This window comes from Mycolicibacterium pyrenivorans (assembly GCF_025821625.1).
Lineage (GTDB): Bacteria > Actinomycetota > Actinomycetes > Mycobacteriales > Mycobacteriaceae > Mycobacterium > Mycobacterium pyrenivorans.
The window spans coordinates 42096-61360 of the sequence record NZ_JACKSH010000016.1 but is presented as its reverse complement, the minus strand read 5'-3'; the positions used below and the strand labels follow the sequence as shown (position 1 = coordinate 61360).

The 19265-nt window shown below is 68.0% G+C and carries 16 protein-coding genes; 10 read left to right on the top strand and 6 right to left on the bottom strand.

Annotated features, from left to right (window positions below; genetic code table 11):
- Positions 1-122: 122 nt before the first annotated feature.
- Both H7I57_RS01350 and H7I57_RS01345 read right to left on the bottom strand, forming a co-directional pair.
- Entirely contained in the window at positions 123-902 is a 780-nt protein-coding gene (locus tag H7I57_RS01350) for an enoyl-CoA hydratase/isomerase family protein (protein ID WP_264021442.1), read from the bottom strand.
- Between the two features lie 10 nt (positions 903-912).
- Positions 913-1623 (bottom strand): TetR family transcriptional regulator, encoded by a 711-nt coding sequence (locus H7I57_RS01345; protein WP_264021441.1) that lies wholly within the window; start codon positions 1621-1623, stop codon positions 913-915.
- Positions 1624-1692: 69 nt separating this feature from the next.
- Here H7I57_RS01345 and H7I57_RS01340 point away from each other — a divergent pair, with 69 nt between their 5' ends.
- Complete coding sequence (locus H7I57_RS01340) at positions 1693-2754, top strand: ferredoxin reductase (RefSeq protein WP_264021440.1); 1062 nt, start codon at positions 1693-1695, stop codon at positions 2752-2754.
- Between the two features lie 87 nt (positions 2755-2841).
- The gene (locus H7I57_RS01335) at positions 2842-3957 is read left to right on the top strand and encodes a fatty acid desaturase family protein (RefSeq protein ID WP_264021439.1); all 1116 of its coding nucleotides are present in this window, start codon (positions 2842-2844) and stop codon (positions 3955-3957) included.
- Positions 3958-4000: 43 nt separating this feature from the next.
- Here H7I57_RS01335 and H7I57_RS01330 read toward each other — a convergent pair whose 3' ends face one another.
- Positions 4001-5023 (bottom strand): AraC family transcriptional regulator, encoded by a 1023-nt coding sequence (locus H7I57_RS01330; protein WP_264021438.1) that lies wholly within the window; start codon positions 5021-5023, stop codon positions 4001-4003.
- Between the two features lie 109 nt (positions 5024-5132).
- On the opposite strand from H7I57_RS01330, the gene H7I57_RS01325 reads away from it, so the two are divergent.
- From H7I57_RS01325 to H7I57_RS01315, 3 genes are all read left to right on the top strand, one after another.
- Positions 5133-7562 carry an arylsulfatase gene (locus tag H7I57_RS01325; protein WP_308204299.1) on the top strand — a complete coding sequence of 810 codons (2430 nt, stop codon included), beginning with the start codon at positions 5133-5135 and terminating at the stop codon, positions 7560-7562.
- Positions 7559-7939 carry a DUF1330 domain-containing protein gene (locus H7I57_RS01320; protein ID WP_264021437.1) on the top strand — a complete coding sequence of 127 codons (381 nt, stop codon included), beginning with the start codon at positions 7559-7561 and terminating at the stop codon, positions 7937-7939. The genes H7I57_RS01325 and H7I57_RS01320 overlap by 4 nt, the downstream gene beginning before the upstream one ends.
- 168 nt (positions 7940-8107) lie before the next feature.
- Positions 8108-8530, top strand: coding sequence for an MTB12 C-terminal domain-containing protein (locus tag H7I57_RS01315; RefSeq protein ID WP_264021436.1), 423 nt, complete (start codon positions 8108-8110; stop codon positions 8528-8530).
- A 35-nt stretch (positions 8531-8565) separates the two neighbouring features.
- Here the strand turns inward: H7I57_RS01315 and H7I57_RS01310 are convergent, their stop codons facing one another.
- From H7I57_RS01310 to H7I57_RS01300, 3 genes are all read right to left on the bottom strand, one after another.
- Entirely contained in the window at positions 8566-9486 is a 921-nt protein-coding gene (locus H7I57_RS01310) for a type IV toxin-antitoxin system AbiEi family antitoxin (RefSeq protein ID WP_264021435.1), read from the bottom strand.
- A gap of 118 nt (positions 9487-9604) precedes the next feature.
- On the bottom strand, positions 9605-10357 hold the full coding sequence (gene nei2 / locus H7I57_RS01305) for an endonuclease VIII Nei2 (protein ID WP_264021434.1): 753 nt from the start codon (positions 10355-10357) through the stop codon (positions 9605-9607).
- Positions 10357-14904, bottom strand: coding sequence for an ATP-dependent helicase (locus tag H7I57_RS01300; RefSeq protein ID WP_264021433.1), 4548 nt, complete (start codon positions 14902-14904; stop codon positions 10357-10359). The genes nei2 and H7I57_RS01300 overlap by 1 nt, the downstream gene beginning before the upstream one ends.
- Before the next feature lie 124 nt (positions 14905-15028).
- On the opposite strand from H7I57_RS01300, the gene H7I57_RS01295 reads away from it, so the two are divergent.
- From H7I57_RS01295 to H7I57_RS01275, 5 genes are all read left to right on the top strand, one after another.
- Positions 15029-17227: a winged helix-turn-helix domain-containing protein gene (locus tag H7I57_RS01295; protein WP_264021432.1), complete on the top strand. Its 2199-nt coding sequence runs from the start codon at positions 15029-15031 to the stop codon at positions 17225-17227.
- Positions 17228-17707: 480 nt separating this feature from the next.
- On the top strand, positions 17708-18079 hold the full coding sequence (locus H7I57_RS01290) for a heme-binding protein (RefSeq protein WP_264021430.1): 372 nt from the start codon (positions 17708-17710) through the stop codon (positions 18077-18079).
- 161 nt (positions 18080-18240) lie between these two features.
- Entirely contained in the window at positions 18241-18525 is a 285-nt protein-coding gene (locus tag H7I57_RS01285) for a hypothetical protein (RefSeq protein WP_264021429.1), read from the top strand.
- 34 nt (positions 18526-18559) lie between these two features.
- A complete protein-coding gene (locus tag H7I57_RS01280; RefSeq protein ID WP_264021428.1) occupies positions 18560-18892 on the top strand; it encodes a hypothetical protein in 333 nt (110 codons plus the stop codon).
- A gap of 28 nt (positions 18893-18920) precedes the next feature.
- Positions 18921-19259 carry a heme-binding protein gene (locus tag H7I57_RS01275; protein ID WP_264021448.1) on the top strand — a complete coding sequence of 113 codons (339 nt, stop codon included), beginning with the start codon at positions 18921-18923 and terminating at the stop codon, positions 19257-19259.
- Positions 19260-19265 lie beyond the last annotated feature (6 nt).

Genomic DNA, 19265 nt, shown 5'->3' with positions numbered 1-19265 from the left:
CGGCCTCGAAGAACCATGCAGAGACGGCGTCGCAAGGCGACCACCGACCCATTTTCACCCCCGAACGGGCGACCGCAAGGTCAAATTGGCTGGAATGCAATTCCGGCGCCGGGCAAGTGCGCTCAGGTCTTGCGCAGCACCCCGGCGGCGGCCTCGCGCATCTCGCCGCTCGTCGACGCCAGGATCTGGCTGCGGTTCTCCAGGTGCAGCGCGGCCTCCAGGCTCGATGCCTCGAGGTTGGCCCACAACACCTGCTTGGTCGACTCGACGCCGAACTTGCCGTAGCCGCAGAGGGTTTCGGCGATCGCGAGGGCCTCGTCGGTGACGGAGTCGGCGATCCGGCACACCAGACCCAGCCGCAGCGCCTCCTCGGCGTCGACGGCACGCGCCGTCAGGATCAGGTCGAACGCCGGCCCCGCCCCGACGATGCGTGGCAGCGTGTAGCTGACCCCGATGTCGCAGCCGCCCAGCCCGAGCTTGATGAACTGGGTGCAGAACCGCGCCGACGGCGCCGCGATGCGGATGTCGCAGGCTGCCGCGATGCCGAAGCCGCCGCCGTAGGCGACGCCGTTGACGGCCGCGATCACCGGTTGGCGCAGCCGGTGGATCTTGGCGGTGAGGTCGGCGATGCGTTCCTGCCACCGCATGCCCGAGCGGGGGAACTCGGTGCCGCCGCCGGCTTCCGGCGGGCTGGGCGCGCCGAGGTCCAGGCCCGAGCAGAAGCCGCGGCCCCCGCCGGTCAGCACCACCACCCTGCAGATGTTGTCCAGGCCTATCGCGTCCAACGCCGCGTGCAGGTCTTCGACCAGTTCGTAGGACAGCGCGTTGAGCTTGTCGGGTCGGTTGAGGGTGAGGACCGTGATCTCGGGCCTGGGGTGTGTCACTTCGAGTACGGACGACATGCCCGTCACGTTAACTGCTGCGCCACCCTGCCACGCCGACGGTGATCATCCGCAGCTGCTTGATCGCGATGCGCCTGATCTCGTCGATGGCCGTGGGGTCGGTGGTGTCCTCGAGGGATTCGGCGATCAGGATCATCGAGTTGACGAACACGCTGGCCAGGATGTTGAGGTCCTCGCTGCTCCAGGTGTTCAGGCCGGGGAAGCGGGCCAGGTCGATCGCCAGCTCGGAGGTGATCAGCCGGATCTCGGTGCGGATCGCATACCGCAGCACGGTCACGCCGCTGGAGCGTTCCCGGCCGATGAAGCGCCAGTGCTCGCGGCGCTCCTGCACACCGTCGATGAGGATGTCGACCGAGGACTCGATGACCCGGTTGGGGTCCAGCTTGCCGGCGCGCGCTCCACGCAACATGTCGCGCAGGGCGCGAAACGACTCGTCGATCAGGACCAGCCCGAGCGCTTCCATCGAGTCGAAGTGGCGGTAGAACGCGGCGGGCACGATGCCCGCCTCGCGGGTGACCTCGCGCAGGCTCAGGGCGCTGAAGCTGCGCTCGGCGAGCAGGTGCAGGGCGGCGGCGACGATCGCCCGCCGGGTGGCTTCCTTGCGCTGCTCCCGCGACAGGGTGTCCCTGCCGCCAGTGTCCGAGCTGCGGGACTCCCTCGACCGCGACCGGCTCGACCTGCTCGAATGGCCAGAGCGTGAGCTGGGAGTACGGTCGTTCACTATGTGAAAGCTACCACAGCCTGGGGCGATCTCTTGACATGCTGGCCTTACCCGACGCACGGTGTACACATGTTCACCCAAACTTTGACCAAGCGAGGGCGGCGGTCCGCATTGCTGGACCTGCTGACCGGTCCGCATGGCGTCGACCGCTTCACCGAGCTGGTCGACCCCACCTGGACGCGCGGCGACGCCCGCGCCCGGATCGTCGGGGTGCGGCGCAGCACCTCCCGCAGCGTCACGCTGACGCTGGCTCCCAACCGTGCGTTCACCGGCTTCCGCGCCGGGCAGCACATCAACCTGTCGGTCGAGATCGACGGGCGTCGACGCACCAGGCCGTACTCCCCGGCCAACGCCGAGGGCGACGGCCTCATCGAGCTGACCATCGGCCGCCACGACGGCGGGCTGGTGTCCACCTATCTGTTCGAGCACGCCCGCAAGGGCATGGTCGTCGGCCTCGACTCCGTCGGCGGCGACTTCACGCTGCCCACCGACCCGGCGGGCCGCATGCTGTTCGTCTCCGGCGGCAGCGGCATCACCCCGGTGATGTCGATGCTGCGCACGTTGCGGGCGCGCCGGCACACCGGTGAGGTCGCGTTCATCCACTACGCGCGCTCGGCCGAAGAAGCGTGCTACCGCGACGAGCTCGCCGAGATCGCGCGGACGACGCCGAACGTGACGGTGCTACACGGCTACACACGCTCGGCGGCGGGCTCGGATCTGGTCGGCCGCTTCGGTGCCGAGCATTTAGCCGCGGCCGGGGATGACTGGAACCACGTGTTCGTCTGCGGGCCACCCGATCTCGCCGACGCGGTGCGCGCGGTCTACCCGAACGCGGCGGCGGAGAGCTTCGTCCCGCCGATGTTCTCCGGCGAATCCTCCGGCGGCCGTGTGACATTCGCCGACAGCGGTGTCGAGATCGCCGACGACGGCCGGCCGTTGCTCGACCAGGCCGAGGCGGCAGGCCTTCAACCCGAGAGCGGCTGCCGGATGGGAATCTGCTTTTCCTGCACACGCCGCAAGACCAGCGGCGCGGTGCGCAACGTGATCACCGGTGCGGTGTCCAGCGCCGAGGAAGAGGACGTGCAGCTCTGCGTGTCCGCCCCGGTCGGCGACGTCGCCATCACCCTGTAAACCCCGTGCCGAAATGGCATTCCAGCAGCACTTTTTCGAGAAGCGCCCATACGGAATGCAGTTTCGGCGGTATCGAGAGGTAGAAACATGACCACAACCACGACCACTGAGTCGACCACCACCCCCGCACAGGCGAGGACGCTCGAGAAGACCGTCGGGGGACGCAAAGTCACCCTCACCGCCGAGCAGGCCGATGCGTTCGGCCGCGAGCTCGACGAGCTCAAGGACAGCATCATCGCCGACCTCGGCGAGCGCGACTCCACCTACATCCGGAAGATGATCAAGGCGCAGCGCACCCTCGAGGTCGGTGGCCGCGCGCTGCTGTTCCTGCCGCCGTTCTGGTTGGCCGGGACCGCGATGCTGGGCCTGAGCAAGATCATCGACAACATGGAGATCGGCCACAACGTCATGCACGGCCAGTACGACTGGATGGGCGACCCGGCGATCTCCAGCAAGGGTTTCGAGTGGGACACCGCGTGCCCGGCCGACCAGTGGCGCCACTCGCACAACTACATGCACCACACCTACACCAACATCGTCGGCCTGGACCGCGACATTGGCTACGGCATCCTGCGGATGAGCTCAGACCAGCGGTGGCGACCGTACTACCTGGGCAACCCGGTGTACGCGTTCCTGTTGATGGTCCTGTTCCAATACGGCGTGGCGCTGCACGAGATGGAGAGCGAGAAGATCGCCTCCGGTGAGATCACGCTGACGGACAAGAAGGAGATCCTCGCGGGCATCTGGGCCAAGACCAAGCGCCAGACGCTCAAGGACTACGTGGCGTTCCCGCTGCTGGCCGGGCCGTTCGCGCCGTTCGTGCTGACCGGCAACCTGACCGCCAACCTGATGCGCAACGTGTGGTCGTACATGATCATCTTCTGTGGCCACTTCCCCGAGGACGTTCAGGAGTTCTCGATCGAGGAGACCAAGGCCGAGACGCGTGGCCAGTGGTACTTCCGCCAGGTGCTGGGTTCGGCGAACCTCACCGGCGGCAAGCTCTTCCACATCTTGAGCGGCAACCTGAGCTTCCAGATCGAGCACCACCTGTTCCCCGACATCCCGGCCCACCGGCACGCGGAGATCTCGACGCAGGTTCGGGAGATCTGTGAGCGCTACGGCGTGCCCTACAACAGCGGATCCCTGCCGCACCAGTTCGCGACCGTCGTCCGCAAGATCGTCAAGTTCGCCCTCCCCTTCTGACCTCCCCGCCGGAATTGCATTCCAGCAGGTCGTTACTCGGCCTTTATCTGCTGGAATGCAATTCCGGCGACGTGGCAGCCGCTTTCCGATAGACCCCTGGCGGACAGCCGAACCACCGCTGACAGGAACGGGTCAGGACACTCTGCTCCGCATAGCCGAGTTCGTGGGCCAGGTGCGCCAGCGTGACGCCGGTGTCGCGCAGCAGTCGGTCGGCGAGTTCGCGGCGGACCCCATCGGTGATTGCGGCGAAGGTCGTGTGCTCGTCGGCGAGTCTGCGTTGCAGCGTCTTGGGGTGGAGTCCGAGTTGCCCGGCCACCGACTTCAGCTTGGCCGTACCGCTCGGAAGCAGTTGGCGCACCAGCACCTGCACTGTGTCACCGGTGGCGTCGTTGCGGGTGGTGATGCCGGAGAGATAGGCGACGATTGCCTCGTGGCCCAGCTGATCTTGTGCGAGCGGCTTTTCGAGATCAACCCGCCGCAACGTGAATCCGGCTGTGCGCTCGGCGAATCGGGCATCGCAGCCGTAGAAGCGACGGTAACTACCGACCGAGGTGAGCGGTTCATGTGGCAGGTGCACTGCGACCGGGTTGTGCCGGGCGCCGATGAGAAATCGCAGCACACGCAGCGTCACGCCTAGCGACAGTTCCACCGACTGAGTGATCGGCGGCAGGTCGCGGTCGGTGAACACGAACTCGAAGAACACGCACTCCGGGTCGTCCGATTCGCCGAGACGTACCGCCAATCCCGGGCTGTAGGCGGCGAGGTAGCGCTCGAAGACCCTCAGCGCGCCGACCACAGTGGCGGCGGTGCGGGCCGCGACGCCGACGGGGCCGAGGATGTCGATGCCTTGGCGCTCAGCCAGTCGGCGACCGAAGTCGGGGGTCCCGGTAAGTAAGGCAGCGGTTTCGATCGCCATCGCCACCCGGGGCAGAGGCACGAACACGTCGTGCCGGCCAGCATCGGCAGCGCTGATCCCCACCGATGCCAGCAGGGCGTCGGCGTCGCAGCCCAAGGACTGCACCAACTCCGGCAATCCGGATAGCGAGGTGCCGCGTACCAACGACATGTCCTCAAAGATCAAGCAAATGTCCTCAAAGGTCAAGAACAGGGCGACGCCGGCCGGGAAGAATCGAACGGACGGCGGCTTGCGCCGCTGCTCAGCAACGGAGGTAGGCATGCCCGGAGAACCGCAGCACACTGTCGACCCGGACCGCACTCGGCTGCCGATCGCCGACCGCGGTTTTGGTGGCGCCGCCGGGCGCACCCTCGCCGAGTCGGTCGGCGACTGGTCGATGGTTGGGAACGTCGCGCCGCCCGAGGGGGTCCCCAACGTGCTGATCGTTCTCATCGACGACGCCGGGTTCGGCGGTCCGGACACCTTCGGCGGCGCCATCAGCACACCCACGATGAGTCGGCTGGCCGAGGGCGGCTTGACCTACAACAGATTTCACGTCACCGCGGTGTGTTCACCGACCCGGGCAGCCCTGCTGACCGGTCGGAACCACCACCGATGCGGCTTCGGGTCCATTGCCGAGTATCCCGGACCCTACCCGGGCTATTCGTCGATGCTGCCTCGTAGCATCGCGCCCCTGCCCCGCATCCTGCGCGACAACGGCTATGTCACAGGCGGTTTCGGCAAGTGGCACCTCACCCCGGACAATGTGCAGGGCGCAGCGGGCCCGTTCGACCGATGGCCGCAGGGTTGGGGCTTCGACCACTGGTGGGGATTTCTGTCCGGTGCCGCGGGCCAGTACGACCCGATCATCACCCAGGACAATGGCGTGATCGGGATCCCCACCGAGGGCCGCGACGGCAAGCCGTACTACTTCCCCGACGACCTGACCGACAAGGCCGTCGAGTGGTTGCACGCGGTGCGCGCCCAGGATCCGAACAAGCCCTGGATGATGTACTACTCGACCGGTGCGACCCACGCTCCACACCACGTGTTCTCCGAGTGGGCCGACAAGTACCGGGGGAAGTTCGACGACGGTTGGGATGCCTACCGCGAGCGGACATTACAGCGCCAAAAGGAGCTGGGCATCGTCCCACCCGATACCGAACTGACGCCGCGTCCGGATCTGTTCCCGGCCTGGGACAGCCTGACGGACGATCAGCGAAAGCTCTACGCGCGGCAGATGGAGGTGTTCGCGGGATTCTCCGAGAATGCCGACTGGAATGTCGGTCGTCTGGTCGACGCGGTAGACGGTCTCGGCGACCTCGACAACACACTGATCTTCTACATCTGGGGCGACAACGGTGCCTCCATGGAGGGTACCGTCACCGGCTCGTTCAACGAGATGACCTTCCTCAATGGTGTGGTTCTCGAGGCTGATCACCAGCTCGAGCTCATCGAGCAGTACGGCGGAATCGAGGCTCTGGGCGGAGAGCACACCGCACCTCACTTCGCCGCCGCCTGGGCGCACGCGAACAACACCCCGTTCCAGTGGGGTAAGCAGATGGCCAGCCACCTGGGTGGTACGCGTGACCCGATGATCGTGCACTGGCCGGCGCGGATCTCCTCCGATCGAGCGTCGCGAACCCAGTTCACCCACTGCATCGACATTGCGCCCACCGTGTTGGACTTGGCCGGGATCCCGGCCCCGGTCAGCGTCGACGGGTTCGACCAGGAGCAGATGGACGGCTCGAGCTTCGCGGCGACCCTCACCGACGCCGGTGCCGCTGAGCACCGCACCGTGCAGTACTTCGAGATGTTCGGCAGTCGCGCCATCTATTCCGACGGCTGGTGGGCGTGCACCCGGCTGGACAAGGCTCCGTGGGACTTCTCGCCGGCCACGATCGGCCGGTACGGCCCGGGTGGCTCGTACAACCCCGACGACGACATCTGGGAGCTCTACTATCTGCCCGACGATTTCTCGCAGGCCCACAACGTCGCCGACCGTCACCCGGACAAGGTCGCCGAACTGGTGGAGTTGTGGTGGGCCGAGGCGGCCGACAACCGGGTGCTGCCGCTGCTGGGTGGGCTGTCGGTGTTGATGGGCGATCTGCCGCCGTTACCGACCGTCAGCCGGTTCGCGTTCCAGGGCGGCGTGCAAAACATCCAGCGTGGCATGACGCCTCGCATCGAGGGTCGGTCATACGAGATCTCGGCCGACCTCCACGTGCCCGACAGCGGCGCTGAAGGTGTGCTGGTCGCCAACGCCGACTTCATCGGCGGATATGCACTCTGGGTCGACGGAGACGGTCTGTTGCACCACACCTATTCGATGCTCGGCGTCGAGACCTATCGGCAGACCTCCACCAAGCCGATTCCCGCCGGTGACGTCACCGTGCGGATGCTCTTCGAGATCGACACGCCCACACCGGGTTCCGGCGGAACGGTGACGCTGTATGCCGGTGACGAGAAGATCGGCGAGGGTGACATGCCCAAGACCGTGCCCGTCGCGTTCACGTCGTATGCGGGTATGGACGTCGGTCGCGACAACGGTCTGGTCGTCGACCGGGCGTACGAGGACAAAGCGCCCTATGCGTTCACCGGGACGATTCGGCAGGTGGTGTTCGATCTGCAGCCGGTGGACCCCGACACCGAACTTGCTTTGCATCGCCACGCTGCCGTACAGGCCGTCGGGGACGGAGCCGCCGGATGAGTGAAGTACCCGACCTCGAGGCCCTGCTGCGGTTGCCCGCAGATCAGCCGGTGGTGATGGTCAACTTGATGAAGTTTCATCCCGGCGAGGGCAGAGACCACTACGCGCGTTATGTCGCCGCGGCGACCCCGCATCTGCAGCGGGTCGGGGCCAAGACTCGCTACGCCGGTGACGTGGGCGCCGGCGTCCTGGGGGGCGCGGTCTGGTGGGATGCCGTGTTGCTGGTCGAGTACCCGACACCGCAGGCGTTCGTCGACATGGTCAGCGATCCGGGGTACCGCGACGCGCACCGGTTGCGGAATGCGGCCCTGGAACGCCACGAGTTGATCGCCACGACGGTGTGGTCGCCGGGGGAGGCGTCACCGGAGACCGTCTGATTTGTCCGCCGGAATTGCATTCCAGCAGGGCCTCACTCGAAGTTTTCCTGCTGGAATGCAATTCCGGCGGGGAGGATGCACAGCGCTTTGGCGGACGTAGGTCTTGTCCGAGGGCCGACCGCATGGTGGAGTCTGCGTGGTCGGGCAATCTTCGGAGGGAATGTGTTCATGCGTGCTGCGTTCGCGGCGATGACGGTGTTGGCGGCGGGTGCTCTCAGCGGAGCGGGGGTGGCGGTCGCGCAGCCGGCTCCCAGCGCCGGCGAGTTGCAGTCGGACCTGCAGCAGGTGCTCGACACCGGGGCTCCAGCATCCGAGCGGGCCGCCAAGCTGGCGGGTGGCGATACCGCGGTGTCGACCGCCGACAACATCGCCAACCGGCTGAACACCTACGGCGGCATGGTCAACTGGCAGGTGCAGAACCCGGTGCTCAACGGCGATCAGGTCGATGCCCAACTGGCGGTGACGATTCCGATCTTCGGCACCAAGACACACAGCCTCTACTGGGTGAACCAGGACGGGGCGTGGAAGCTGTCGAACTCGTCGGCCTGCGTCATCGCCACGGACGTCGCCGGCGTCGACTGCACCGTCTAACCGCCCGCCCGCCGGAATTGCATTCCAGCAGGCGTCTACTCGAAGTTTCCCTGCTGGAATGCAATTCCGGCTCGCCAGCGGGTGTACGCGTAGTTCGGAATCTGGATACGGCCTCGCCAGCCGCGCGCCTTCATCGCCTCGTGCAGGCTATGGATGACCGCGACGGGGTCGTTCTCTTTGACGACGGTGATCACGTTCCAGCCGAGGCGGTCGAGCACGGGGAGGACACGTCGGTCCTTCAGGTATTGCCCACGGTCCGTCTGGTGTTGCTCACCGTCGTATTCGATGGCGACCTGGAGACCTTCCCACCCGAAGTCGAGCACCCGAACGGGTCGGCCGTCCTCGTCGAACACCGGTATCTGCGTGGCGGGCGCGGGAAAACCGCAGTCAATGACCAGCAGTCGCCAGAACGTCTCCATCGGGGACATCGCGCCACCGTCGACGAGCGGTAAGACGGCCTTCAGCCGCGCGACTCCGTGATGACCGCGGTAGCGCTTGGCCAGCAGCAGCACGTCTTCTACCGAGTAAGGCCGCGCCCGCATCAGGGCGTCGAGCTGGGCGACAGCCTTGTGGCGACGTTGAAATCGGCCGAGATCGAATGCCGTCCGGGCCGGAGTGGCTATTGGAAGGCCATGCCGCTCGAGCCATTCGTCGGAGCAGATGCGCTCGTTGCGGGCAATCACGCCTCGGGGTGGCCGAGGGCATTTGTAGATCAACTCGATGTCGACGTCATCGTCGATCCAGGACGATCCGTGCAGCGCTGCCGCGGCCTGGCCCGTGACCATGCCTTTGCGCTTGGACCAAAGCCATGCCCCGAACGTGCGGTCGTGCACCGTCAGCTCTCGGCCCCTGGGAGCGTGGACGTTCGGGTAGATCGGCCGGTACCAGCGTTGCAGCTGGTGGCGGGTGACGGCTCCGGCGGCGACGGCTTCGGTGCCGATGATGATGGTTCCCATGCCCGAATGCTGGCCATGCCCACTGACAAACCAAGGCCGCGGTCGCCGAGATTGCACCTAAGCTGGGGATAACTCGAAAAAGTTCTGCTGGAATGCAATTCCGGCGGAGAACGGGGGGTCAGCGCTGGCAGGTGGGGCACCAATAGGTGACCCGCTCACCGCCGCGATCAGTCTCGATGGGCGTGCCGCAGCGACGGCACCCCAGCCCGGCGCGACCGTACACCCACACGTCCTGGCCGGGCCGGGTGTTGCCGGTGGTCGTGCGGTTCACCCGTAATCGGTTGGCCCACAACATCTGCTGCGACCGCTGCGTCACCCGCAACGGGTCGGTCACCTCGCCGACCGCGGTGCCGGGCCGCAGCCCGAACACGAAGCACAACTCGTTGGCGAAGACGTTGCCCACCCCCGCCATCACCCGCTGGTCCAGCAGCGCCTCGGCGAAGGGCCGCGAGGGATCGGCCATCAGGTTCGCAGCCGCAACCGAGGCCGACCAGTCGTCGCCCAGAAGGTCCGGGCCCAGGTGCGCGACGGCCTCCATGTCGGTGGCGCGCTCCAGAACCTCCAAAACACCCAGGTCGACCCCCGACGCCCGAGAGTCGGCTGTCTCCAACACGATCCGCACCTTGTACGCCGGAACACGCACCCTGCCGATGACCCACGCCCCGTCCATCTTCAGGTGCGAGTGAATGCTGGCCGCCCCCACCCGGATGAACAGATGCTTGCCGCGGCTGAGCACCTCATCGACGACCTGCCCGGTCAGGTCCACCGCGGCGTAGCGGGGCACCCGCACATCGCACCGCGTCAACTGCTTGCCCTCCAGCGCCGCCCGCAGCTTCGCGGCGGTGCGGAAGACGGTGTCGCCCTCGGGCATCAGCGCAGCCGCAGCCCGCGGGGTGTCTTGGCGAACCCGGCCTGCGCCAGCGCCTCGGGCACCGGCGACTCCCTGGCCTCGAGGACCGGAACCCCGTCCACGCGTTCGACCAGCAATGCCGGCACCCGGTGACGAGTGACCAATTCGGCGAGCGCGGCCGCCGCGGCGTTGTGGGTCTCGGTGTCGGTGGTGAAGCTCAGCAGCGACCGGCCACCGCGCTCGACGAACCACGCCAGCTCACCGTCGACGAGCACCACCAGCGCACCGGCTTTGCGGCCGGGCCGGTGGGCGGTGTCGGCGTCCTCACCCCGCGTCGGCCATGCCAGGGCGGCGCCGAACGGATTGGCGGGATCGGTCGCGGCCAGCGCGATCGCGCGCAGCGCGCCCTGCTTGTCGTCGATGCTGTCGGCGTGGGTGCGCAACCGGTCGACGGTGCTGGCGGTCGCGAACTGCGCGCCACCGAGCGATTCGACGAAGTAGCCACGCTGACAGCGGCCCACATCCTCCAGCGCTGTCAGCACCTTGTACATCGAGGCGAAGCCGCCCGGGATGGCGCCCCGGATGTTCTCGGCGGCCACCGCACCCTTGGTCAGGACACCGTGGCGTGCCAGCAGCTGATCGGCCTGAAAATGGGCACGCACGGTGGTGTCCACCTCCGCCGCGGGCAGTACGGACCACCGCCCCGCCACCGTCGGGTCGGAATCACGGTGGGCACCCGAGCTGATGCTGTACCGGCTCAGCCGGGGCGCGCGACGATGCCGGTGCGACGGGGTCGCCGGCCGTCGCGCACCCGACCCCCGCGATCCGGCCAGCAGTGCGCGCACCGGTGCGAAGGTGTCCCCACCGACGTATCCCGACCAGATCAGTTGCCACAGCGCCTCTTTGAGGGACGCCTGGCTCACCCCGTCGACGCCGAGCTGCCGGAAGAAGTAGGCGCCACCGCCGCTCAGGGCGTCCAGCACAGCCCGGTGGACGTCGGTGAGGTCGAGGTCCCCGGGTGCGGCCAGCGACAGCGGTGCGGTGTCGGTCGGGTGGAACGCGACCCAGCCGTCGGCCGCCGACAGCGCGCCGGCGCCGGACCACAGCACCTCGCCGGAGGCGAGTAGTTCGTCGAGCATTCCCGGCTGGTAGTCGCGCACGCGCTGGCCGAAGATCAGCGGCTCCACTGCCGAGGCCGGCATCGGCACCCCGGCGAGCTGATCGATCACCGCGGCCAGCCCGTCGACCCCCGACACGGTTTCGCTGCCCAGCATCTGCCACGCCGGCAGGAACCGTCCCAGCGCCGCGGTGCTCACCGGTTCGATCTGTGCGCGCAGCGCGGCCAGCGAGCGGCGGCGCAGGATACGCAGCACCTCGGTGTCGCACCACTGGTCGACGCCGACGGAATTCGTTGGCGCGTCGATGAACTCACCGCGCATCAGCTTGCCGTCCACGGCCAGCCGGCTCAACACGTCGCCGGCGACCCGTAGCCCCAGGCCGAAGCGGGCCGCGGCGTCGGCGGTGGTGAACGGACCCCGCGTCCGCGCGTACCGCGAGAGCAATTCGCCCAGCGGGTCGACCACGGGCTCCAGGAACGCCATCGGCACGCCCACGGGCACCGCCACCCCGACGCCGTCGCGCAATCGTCCGATGTCCTCGACCGCAGCCCACCACGAGCGCCCGGCGAACGACACCGTCACCACCCGCTTGGCCGTGAGCAGGCCCTCCAGCCAGCCGCCGACATCGGCGGCCGAACACCGTGCGGCGATCTCCTCGACCGTCAGCGGCCCGAGCAGGCGCAGCAGATCCGCCACCCCTTCGGCATCACGGGCGGCGCGTTCCGGGGTCAGGTGCTGGAGCTGGCGCGCCGTGGAAGCGACGACGTCGGCGTCGAGCAGCTCGCGGAGTTCGACGCGGCCCAGCAGCTCGGCCAGCAGCGTGGGGTCCAAAGCCAGTGCCGCGGCGCGACGTTCGGCCAGCGGACTGTCGCCCTCGTACATGAACGCCCCGACGTAGCCGAACAGCAGCGACGCGGCGAACGGCGACGGTGTCGGGGTCTCGACCTCGAGCAGCTTCACCCGGCGCTGCGCGATCCGCGCCATCAGCGAGGTCAGCGTCGGCACGTCGTAGACGTCCTGCAGGCACTCGCGCACCGCCTCCAGCACGATCGGGAAGTCCGGGTATCCCTTGGCGACGTCGAGCAGCTGCGCGGCCCGCTGGCGCTGATGCCACAGCGGCGAGCGCTTGCCGGGGTGACGCCGCGGCAGCAGCAGCGCACGGGCCGCGCACTCCCGGAAGCGCGAGGCGAACAGCGCCGAACCGCTGACCTCGGCGGTGACCAGCGGTTCGATCTCGTCGGGGTCGAACACGAAGATGTCCGCGCCGGGGGCGAGGTCGTCGGTGTCGGGCAGCCGGACGATGATGCCGTCGTCGGACGCGGTGGGCTTCTCGTCGATGCCGTACCGCTCGTAGAGCCGCTTGCCGACCGCCAGCGCCAGCGGACCGTGCACCCGCAGCCCGTAGGGCGAGTGCAGGATCACCCGCCAGTCGCCCAGTTCGTCGCGGAAGCGTTCCACCACCAGCGTCGTGTCCGACGGCACGGCCGAGGTCGCGTCCCGTTGCTCGGAGATCAGCTGCCACAGGTTGTCGGTCGCGAACCCGTCGAATCCGACGGTGTGGCAGCGCGTCTCGAAAGCGGTCCGATCCAGGCGGGCAAGCTCCCCGGTGAACGCGCCGATCGCCGCGCCCAGCTCCGCGGGCCTGCCGACGCCGTCGCCGCGCCAGAACGGCAGCCGCGCCGGCTCACCGGGGGCGGGGACGACGAGCACCCGGTCGTGGGTGATCTCGGTGATCCGCCAACTCGTCGCGCCCAATGAGATGACGTCGCCAGGGCGTGACTCGTAGACCATCTCCTCGTCGAGTTCGCCGACCCTGGAGGGCTTTTCGGAATCGGCGTTCGACGCCAGGAACACGGTGAACAGGCCGCGGTCGGGGATCGCGCCGCCGGAGGTGACCGCCAGGCGCTGAGCGCCGGGACGCGCGGTGAGGGTGCCGGAGTCGCGGTCGTAGACGATGCGGGGACGCAACTCGGCGAAGTCGGTCGACGGGTACTTGCCCGACAGCAGGTCCAGCGTCGCCTCGAACGCGCTGCGCGGCAACGCCGCGAAGGGGGCACTGCGCCGCACGGTGTCGAACCACCGGTCGGCGCTGATCGGCTCCAGCGCGCACGCGGCGACGGTGTGCTGGGCCAGCACGTCGAGTGGATTGGCGGGCACCCGCATGGTCTCGATCTGGCCGGCCAGCATCCGCTGCACGCTGACGGCACACCCGATCAGGTCGGTGCGGTGCTTGGGGAACAGCACGCCCTGGCTGATCTCGCCGACCTGGTGACCGGCCCGGCCGACGCGTTGCAGCCCGCTGGCCACCGACGGCGGGGTCTCCACCTGGATCACCAGATCGACTGAGCCCATGTCGATTCCGAGTTCCAGGCTGGAGGTGGCGACCACCGCCTTGAGGCGGCCACTCTTGAGCGCTTCCTCGACCTCGGCACGGGCTTCCTTGCTGACCGAGCCGTGGTGGGCGCGCGCCAGCAGCGGTTCGGCGCCGTAGGTCTGACCGCTGCCCATCAGGTGGGCGGGCGCGCCACCGGCCACGCCGGGGTTGGGCCCACCGAGCTCGACCCCGATGCGTTCGGCGTGAATCTCGTTGAGGCGGGCGGTCAGCCGCTCCGCGAGCCGCCGGGAGTTGGTGAACACGATCGAGCTGTTGTGCGCCTCCACCAGGTCGACGATGCGCTCCTCGACGTCGGGCCAGATGGAGTTGTGCTCCAGATTCGCCATGTCGGGCACCGGGACCTGCACGGTCAGGTCGAACGTCTTGGCCGCGGGCGGCGCGACGATCGTGGTGGGCGCGGCACCGGACAGGAACCGCGCCACCTCCTCGGGCGGCCGCACCGTCGCCGACAGACCGATCCGTTGCGCGGGCTTGTCCAGCAGGGCGTCGAGCCGCTCGAGCGACAGCGCCAGGTGCGCGCCGCGCTTGGTGGCCGCGACGGCGTGCACCTCGTCGACGATCACCGTCTGCACACCCGCCAGCGTCTCGCGGGCCGCCGAGGTGAGCATCAGGAACAGCGACTCGGGGGTGGTGATCAGGATGTCGGGCGGCCTGGTGATCAGTTCGCGGCGCCGGCTGGCCGTGGTGTCGCCGGACCGCACGCCCACGCTGATCGACGGCGGCGGTTGCCCGGTGCGTTCGGCGATGCGGGAGATGCCGGTCAGCGGGGTGCGCAGGTTGCGTTCCACGTCGACGGCCAGCGCCTTGAGGGGGGAGACGTAGAGCACCCGGGTGCCCTTGGCGTCTTCCGGCGCCCGGGCCAGCCCGTCGATGGCCCACAGGAACGCCGCCAGCGTCTTGCCGGACCCGGTCGGGGCGATGACCAGCGTGTTGTCACCGTCGGCGATCGCGTTCCAGGCCTGTGTCTGCGCGGCCGTGGGCTCGACGAACGTGCCCGAGAACCACTCACGCGTCAGCGGGCTGAAGCGCGAGAGCGGATCCACCGTCCGGGGCATTTCTCCATGGTGCCTCGACCCACCGACAGGCCGCTGCACCGGCGGGTGTCCGCCCGCCCGGCCGCCCGTCTCGGAGCCCCGCAAAGTGGCACCCTCGTGCAGGTGGGGGCCTTAGAATCCAGACGTGGTGGCGGGCGAGTGGCAGCCGTACATTCCGGCGGTCACGATAGGTCGACCGCGGATCGGCGCAGCGGTCATCCGCCGTCCGACGGTGGTCCAGAGGCTGCTCGGCGCGGCCGACGGTGATCTGGTGGTGGTCACTGCGCCTGCCGGCTACGGCAAGACCGCAGCGGCCGCGCTGTGGGACGAGGCCGACGCTCGGCCGTTCGCGTGGGTGCGGCTGGACTATCTCGACGACGATCCGGTGCACTTGCTGCTTCACATCGCCACCGCTGTCGCCGAGCTACGGGGGCGCGACGACGGGGTGCTGCGCTATCTGCGCGGACCGGGCCGGGCCGCACTCACGCATCTGGTGCCCGCAGTGGTGCGGCTTCTGGAGGCCAGCGGTCCCCTGGTTCTCGTGCTGGACGACACCCACGAACTGAGCGCCCCGGACGCCATCGGTGCGCTGCATGTCCTGGTCGACACGGTGCCGTCGTCGACGACGGTGGCGCTGCTCGGCCGTTCCCGGCTGCCCCTGGGACTCGCGCGGCGTCGGGTGCAGCAGAAGGTCGTCGAAGTCGGCGTCGAGGAGCTTCGGTTCACCGGCGACGAAGCGGCGGCGGCGCTCGAGTCGGTGTGCGGACCACTGGAGGAGGCGGCGGGGGCGGCCGTGGTCGACCTCTGTGAGGGCTGGGCCGCGGGGGTGATCCTCGTCGGGATGGCGTTGCGCGACGGTGTCGCGGTCGAATCCATCACCGGCAGAAGCAATATGGTGGTCGAATACCTGGTCGAGGAAGTGCTGGAACGTGTCGACGCCGACACCGTGACGTTCCTGATGGAGTCGGCCGTCCTCGACCGGTTCAGCGCAGAGCAACTCGACACGCTGCTCGAGCGTGACGATTCGGGATACATGCTGGAGAAGTTGTCGGATTCGGGCAACCTGTTCCTGGTGCCCCTCGATCACCACAGGGTGTGGTACCGCTACCACCACCTGTTCGGAGATGTGTTGCGGAGCCGATTGCGTGCCACGGCACGAGACAGGTTCCGGGCCTTGGCTTCCCGGGCGGCCGACCTGTTGGACCGATCAGGAGATGTCGACGGCGCCCTGCTCCAGGCGCTCAATGCCGGCGACCGGGCACGTGCGGCGGGCCTGGTCGGCCGCGAAGCGGTCCGGTTGGGTTTTGACGGGCGTGCGGGGGTTCTCGCCCGTCGGTTGGCCCTGCTGGACGCGCGAACATTCGCCGAGCACCCCGATGCGGCCGTGGCCCGTGCCTGGCTCGGGGTGACGACCGGCGATGCGGAGTTGATCCAGCGGTCGCTGATGCTGGCGCACCAGGCCGACAGCGGCCGGCCGTTGGCCGATGGCACGCCTTCGGTGAAAGTCGCTGCAGCGTTGATCAGTTCGCTCGTCGGAGTGGGCGGGGTGCGCGACGTGGTTCGGCATGCCGACGTGGTGCTCGCCGCGGGCGACAATCTGGTGAATCCGTGGTGGGGTGCCGCGACGGTGACGAAAGGCGCGGCGGAGTCCATGCTGGGCAATGCCTCCCGCGCCCGCGCGCTGCTCGAGTCGGCGCTGCCGGTGATCGACGACCTGCCTGGTTTCCAGGCGGCCGCGCTGGCCCATCTGTCGTTGCTCTACCTGGGTGCCGGCGACGACGACGGCGCCGTCGAGCGCAGCGACGCCGCCCGGACGCTCGCCGACAAATACGATCTGTGCGACGTGGTCCCGATGGTCGTCGTCTATGCGGTGAGTGCCGTGATGGCAGCGCGTGTCGGTGACACCGCAGCCGCCCTGGAGTCGGTGGCTCTCACCGAGACGCTGTTGGACAGACTGGGCAATCTCGCGGCGCGTACCGCCCTGCTCGGTCACGGATTGCTGGCGTGGACCGCTGCGGTGATACGGGATTCGGAATTGTTGGGTAAGCACCTGGAGGCGGCCGAGCGCGCCCGACTGCGCGAGCCCGATGCCGTGGCGCTGTCGCAGCGAGTGGATCGCGTCCGGGCCATGGTCGCCGAGGGTTGCCGTCCGCTGACTGCCGCCGAGCTCCGGTTGCTGCCCCACCTGGCTACCCACTTGTCGCTGCAGCGGATCGCCGAGGAACTGGTGATCGGTCGGGAAACGGTGAAGAGCCAGGCGACCTCGATCTACCGCAAGCTCGGGGTGACGTCTCGCGCGGAGGCCGTCGGCGAGGCGAGAAGGGTCGGCCTGCTGTCGGCCTGAACCTTTGGCCTGACACATGGGGCCAGTGCACCGACTGCCGATGCCGAAGGTGGTCGCATCGCTGCGGCGTCGTCGATTTTCCCCCGTTGTGGGGGATGTCAGTCGGTGTTGCGCTTCCTAGGCTTGCATTCTGCTAGCCCGCAGGCTCGCACGGTGAGTTCGTGACCGCCATGTTTGAGAACCGACGCAGTAGGAGGTCGTTATGCGGTCACGGTACTTGATTGCCGTTCCCTTTCTGTTGATCGCCGGGCTCTATGTCGCGCCCACAGCTGCAGCCGATTGCGTCACCACCGGGAACCAGACGTTCTGTTCCTTCGGGGAGCCGGGTGAGTCCGGCCCTGTCCTGCCCTATGAGTGCGTCGACGCTTACGACTACTACTGTAACGACACTTACAATCATTGGGACCTGTTCTGAGCTCGATCCGAGGTCGCAGTCGAAGCGCCAACGGTGATTCAACCAAGCAGATGGAGGAGCAAGTAATGGTGTCTCACAAGACTTTCGCGCGACGGATGCTGGTGGCCGCCGTCGGTTCGGGTGCGGTGTTGCTCGGTGCCACCGTGCCCGCGAGCGCTCAGCCGGTGCCGCCAAACTGCACCGCGGCTGATCTTGCCGGGGTCATGTCCGGCGTCACCGCCGCGACGTCGGCGTATCTGTTCACCCATCCGCCGGTGAACGACTTCTTCACCAGTCTCGGAAAGATTCCCAACGAGCAGCGGCGTGAAGCGCTGGCCAGCTTCCTGGATGCCAACCCGCAAGTCAAGGCCGATCTCGGCGGTATCCGGCAGCCCGCCAAGGACTTCCGGGCTCGCTGCGGCGTGGGTCCAGGACCTATGGCAGAGGGTGAGGGCTGAGCCGAGCCCTATCCGGCTCGGCCGGCCCGCCGCACCGGCGATCGTTCACCCGTTATGGGGGATGTCTCCTTTCAAGGGCGGCTCTTACGCTCCTGGTACCCGTGGACCCATGGGCGTTCGCAAGGGCTCGAGTTGCGAACTGAGGCGGTAGGAGTGTCGTCGTGCGAACGTCGTACATGTTCGTCGCAACCGTCGTGGTGATCGCCGGACTTGCCGCCGAACCGACTGCCGCCGCCGAGTGCACCACCTCCGGAAACACCACCATCTGCTCGGTCGGAGAGGGCGGCAGCGGGCCTACCATGCCCTATCCGTGCGAATACGACTACTACTGCGACGACAACTATTGGGCGGTCGACCTCGACATGGATCCCGGTGCGGGCATCGGTCTGCCGGGACGTCCCGGCGATCGACCCGGCGGTGGCCGACCGGGCGGTGGCGGACGATGAACCACCCCACCAACAGCAATGCCAGGAGTTTGTCATGATCCGGTTGCCGTACGTATTTCTCGGACCTGCCGTCGTGTTCGCCGGCCTGTCGGTCGCGCCCACCGCGGCGGCCGACTGCACCAGTTCCGGCGGAACGACGATCTGCGCGCAGGGCGAGTCCCGCGGCGCCAACACCGGATCCGGTCCCAGCGGATCCGGACCCTATGTGCCCTATCCGTGCGACTATGACTGGTACTGCAACGATACCTACGGCTGGGATTGGGATGTCAATCTCGACTGGGATCCCGGTCCGGGTATCGGCGCCCCTGGCACCCCGGGAAATCGGCCGAATGTCGGAGGTGGTGGTGGGCGCGGTGGCCGACGATGATTCAACCAGGCGGACAGAGGAGCAATTGATGGTGTCGCACAAAACTTTTGCGCAGCGAGTACTTCTGGCCGGCGTTGCCGCCGGCGCGGTCCTGCTTGGTGCCGGCGCGCCTGCGACCGCTCAGCCTCCGCCACCGAACTGCACGGCTGCCGACCTTGCGGGCATCATGTCGGGTATCACCGCCGCGACGTCGGCCTACCTGTTCACCCATCCGCCCGTCAACGAGTTCTTCACCTCCCTCAAGGACCTGCCCCAAGAGGAGAAGCGAGATGCGTTGCGGGACTACGTTGATGCCAACCCACAGGTGAAGGCCGACCTTCAGGGCATCCGCCAGCCCGCGGTGGATTTCCGCAATCGCTGCGGCTGAATCCTG